This is a genomic window from Sulfurimonas sp., assembly GCF_019429335.1.
Taxonomy (GTDB): domain Bacteria; phylum Campylobacterota; class Campylobacteria; order Campylobacterales; family Sulfurimonadaceae; genus Sulfurimonas.
Map to the genome: position 1 here is coordinate 1 of NZ_JAHYJB010000055.1, position 3498 is coordinate 3498.

Annotated in this window: 4 protein-coding genes; all 4 read right to left on the reverse strand. The window is 35.0% G+C overall.

Features of this window, described 5'->3' with window-relative positions; all coding sequences use genetic code 11:
* Nucleotides 1-475 (reverse strand): peptidylprolyl isomerase (locus tag K0A91_RS10685; protein WP_295010172.1); only part of this gene is annotated, 475 nt, incomplete at its 3' end.
* Nucleotides 476-543: 68 nt separating this feature from the next.
* Complete coding sequence (locus tag K0A91_RS10690) at nucleotides 544-1455, reverse strand: tetratricopeptide repeat protein (RefSeq protein ID WP_295010173.1); 912 nt, start codon at nucleotides 1453-1455, stop codon at nucleotides 544-546.
* Between the two features lie 3 nt (nucleotides 1456-1458).
* Complete coding sequence (locus K0A91_RS10695) at nucleotides 1459-1998, reverse strand: OmpA family protein (protein ID WP_295010174.1); 540 nt, start codon at nucleotides 1996-1998, stop codon at nucleotides 1459-1461.
* Between the two features lie 76 nt (nucleotides 1999-2074).
* Nucleotides 2075-3325: a Tol-Pal system protein TolB gene (gene tolB / locus K0A91_RS10700; RefSeq protein WP_295010175.1), complete on the reverse strand. Its 1251-nt coding sequence runs from the start codon at nucleotides 3323-3325 to the stop codon at nucleotides 2075-2077.
* Between the last annotated feature and the right edge of the window lie 173 nt (nucleotides 3326-3498).

Genomic DNA, 3498 nt, shown 5'->3' on the forward strand with positions numbered 1-3498 from the left:
AATCATCATGCTGGTTCTCTACCGGTATACCGCTCATTGCTTCTTCTGCAGAAGCCTCTCTAATATTGTTTATAGATACCACAAAAGATAAATCTTTTCCAGCCAATGGGTGGTTAAAATCTATAATAACGTTCTCCTCACCGATTTCCTTAACTACTACTTGAACAGTACCGCCGTCTTCGCCTTGACCATAAAGAGCCATTCCAACTTCCAAATCAATTCCTGAAAACTGATCTTTTGGAACCTCTTGCTTAGCTTCTGCATTGTACTCGCCGTACGCATCTTCTGCTTTTACTAGAACTTCTGCTTTTTCACCTATTGACATGTTAGAGATTGCATTCTCAAGTCCAGGAATAATCTGGCCTTTTCCAAACATAAATACTAAAGGCATTCCGCCAACATTACTATCTACTACTTTTTCTCCGTCACTTACTTCGTACTCTATCGATACAATTTGATTTTTTTCTATTGCCATAATGGGTGCCTTTATTTTTTTTGTGATTTTATCATAATAACAGTAGTAACTACAAATAAGTTGCTATATTATTGTTTTATTGAACTTAATTTCTTTTTTGCACTCTGAGCTTGTGTGCTATCAGGAAATTGAGAGACAACTGCATCGTAAAAAACTTCTGCATTTTTTTTATCTCCAGTTTTTTCCATAGATATAGCAGTATGAAGCAGCAGTGTAGGCATATAACTAGCTTTACTATAGAGCGTAGCGCTCTTTTTAAAGTAAGCAATCGCCTCTGCGTAATTATTTCTATAGTACTCTATCTCTCCAACCATATAGTGAGATTGAGCCGGCTTATAATTCATTGCAATAAGCTGCTTATAATGCTCAATAGATTCGCCGTAAGACTTTTTATTGTAGAGGTCTTTGGCTTTTGTCTCTATTTCTGCACCGGACATAGCTGTGGTTTTGGATTTTTTTGGACCCGATCCTGCTTTAAGCTCTTTTGCTACAAGATCTTTAAACTTATTTACATCATTAACCAATGAATTGAACTCATCTTTTGTAACATATGAGTTATTTATTGCATCAATAAGCTTAGAGATTTCGGCAAGGCTTAGTTTTATTGTTTCAATATCTTTGCTGTTTACCTGAATTGACTCAGCAACTCTTTTATCATACTCGGAACTATTTGTTTTTTCATCTTCTAAAGATTTTATTTTCATCTTGTTTTCGCGAGAAGATGAACTAATTGACTCTATTATTGTTTGAAGCCCATCAATTCTCTCTCTTAAAGAGTCAACTTCGTTCGCTTGGTTGTTGCTTTTTACAACAACTTTTTGAAGATTTTTTTTAGTTTCAAGCAGAGTGGCCTCAGTGGAGGTTAAACCATAAGGATTTGGATTATTTAAATCACCTGCACCGAACGCAGAAGGTTCGGCACAGATTAAATATGAAGGTACAAGTATTGCCGTTATAGCAACTATTTTACTGATATTCATTAATTATGGTAGAAGCTTGAACTCAACTCTACGATTTTTAGACCAGCACTCTTTACTTTTATCTGTACATACAGGGTTGCTCTCGCCAAAGCTTACCATTGAGATACGGCTAGCGTCAACACCTTCAGCAGTTAGAGCTTTTTTAACAGTTTCAGCTCTTTTAAGACCAAGTGCGAAGTTATACTCATCACTTCCCCACTCATCACAATTTCCTTCAAGTTTTACGAAAAAGTTTTTTGCTTGAGTGTTCACAACAGAAGCACCAGTAGATAGGTTAGCTTGCATATCAGCTCTTATATTGAACTTATCAAAATCAAAGTAAATTGTTTTAAGCTCACTTTCTAATCTAGTGATAACTTGACTTGTAGACTCTGTAGCGCTCTCAGTAACAACTGGAGCCTCTACAGAGGAGACACTCTCCGTTTCTACTTGTTGAACTTCTTGAGTAGCACTGTCTGTTGCTTCAACCTGAGGCTCTTTATCACCACATCCACTTAACACCAAAAGCGCCATTAACACGCTTGAAATCACCACTTTTTTCATCTTTTCTACCTTATATTTAGTTTACAGGAATTGTATCAGAATTATATTAAAATTTATTTATAAAATAAATTAAATATTACCAATCCATTGATTGAACTTTCCCATACTGAAGTGGGAAAAGATAGTTTTTGTTATGGTTTAATCTGATTACACCTATTGAACTTTGGCCCTCATAATTTTTTATGAAAATTATCGCATCGCCATCTACCGAAAACCTTGGAAACTCATTTACACCAACTGCGGTGAGTCTTCTTATAAAATCTGTCTCCGTTGATACTAGATGCAAATTGAACGTATTGTTGCCAAACGCATCAGAACTCTCCCTTGCTTTATAGACTATATATTTGCCAAAAACGCTGCATGCTGCATTGCTTTTTCCATAATAAACTACTTGCTCAACAGCGCCCGTATTCATATTTAAAGAGAATATATTTGGATAGCCCAAACGGTCAGATACAAATACTACTTTATCACTCTCCAAAAACTGTCCGCTTACATCTATGCCGCCATAGTTTGTCAATGCTTTAGTAGCCTTTGTATTTACATCATATAGATAAATGTCTGGTTGTCCTTTTGGGGCCATTGTCAGCAAAAGCTTGCTTCCGTCACCATTAACATCTGAGCATATCATCATTCCATCGGATGATTTTATAACTTTACTTTTCCCAGTTTTAATATCTACATGTTTAAGTGTAGGTTTATTTTCATCCAAAGAGCTGTAGTAGAATGCGCTTTGTTCCTTGTTAGCCCACTTTGGAAAAACATTAAAACCTCCCTTAACAACAATATGTTGGTAAGTTAAAGTGTAATCAGAAATTACCAATTCACTTTTTTGAGGAGAAATCATTCTGGCAAATATAACTTTTCTTTTCATCCACTCAACAGGAGGCTCTCCCATAAATTTATTTATGTCGTATGCTATTGTATGAGAAACGAACATGTATGTATTTGTGTTGTTAACTTTATAGTTTTTATTATAAACAACACCATTGTTGTTTATTAGCTTAAGCTCCACATTTAAAGAACGTCCATCACCCTCAAACAATTTATATCTGAGGACATAGTTCATATTTTTATTTTCAACAAGTACGCTGGCTGCATCAAAATTAACATTTCTATGATTTCTATCTACATTAAATATAGACAGAACATTTAAGTCGGCTATTACTGACTTAAAAAATTTGCTTTTAAAAGTTTGGTCATAGCTAGCTGACGAATCCTCTACTGCGATGCTCGGAAGGCTATCTGCTTTTTTTACAACATCTATAGTTGCATCACTGGCAAACAAAGACGCCATAACCAATAAAATTGAAACAAAAATTTTCAAAGTCTACTCCTGCGATATTAAATTTATTACATATTTACCTGATTTATTATCAGGATTTTTGGGAAAGAGGACATTTGTCAATCTCCCCTTTATTTTATCACACTCACTATTAAGAGCATCGCTGTCTGAATAGGTGAGAATTCTAAAATCAATAACCTTTCCAAAAGAGTCAA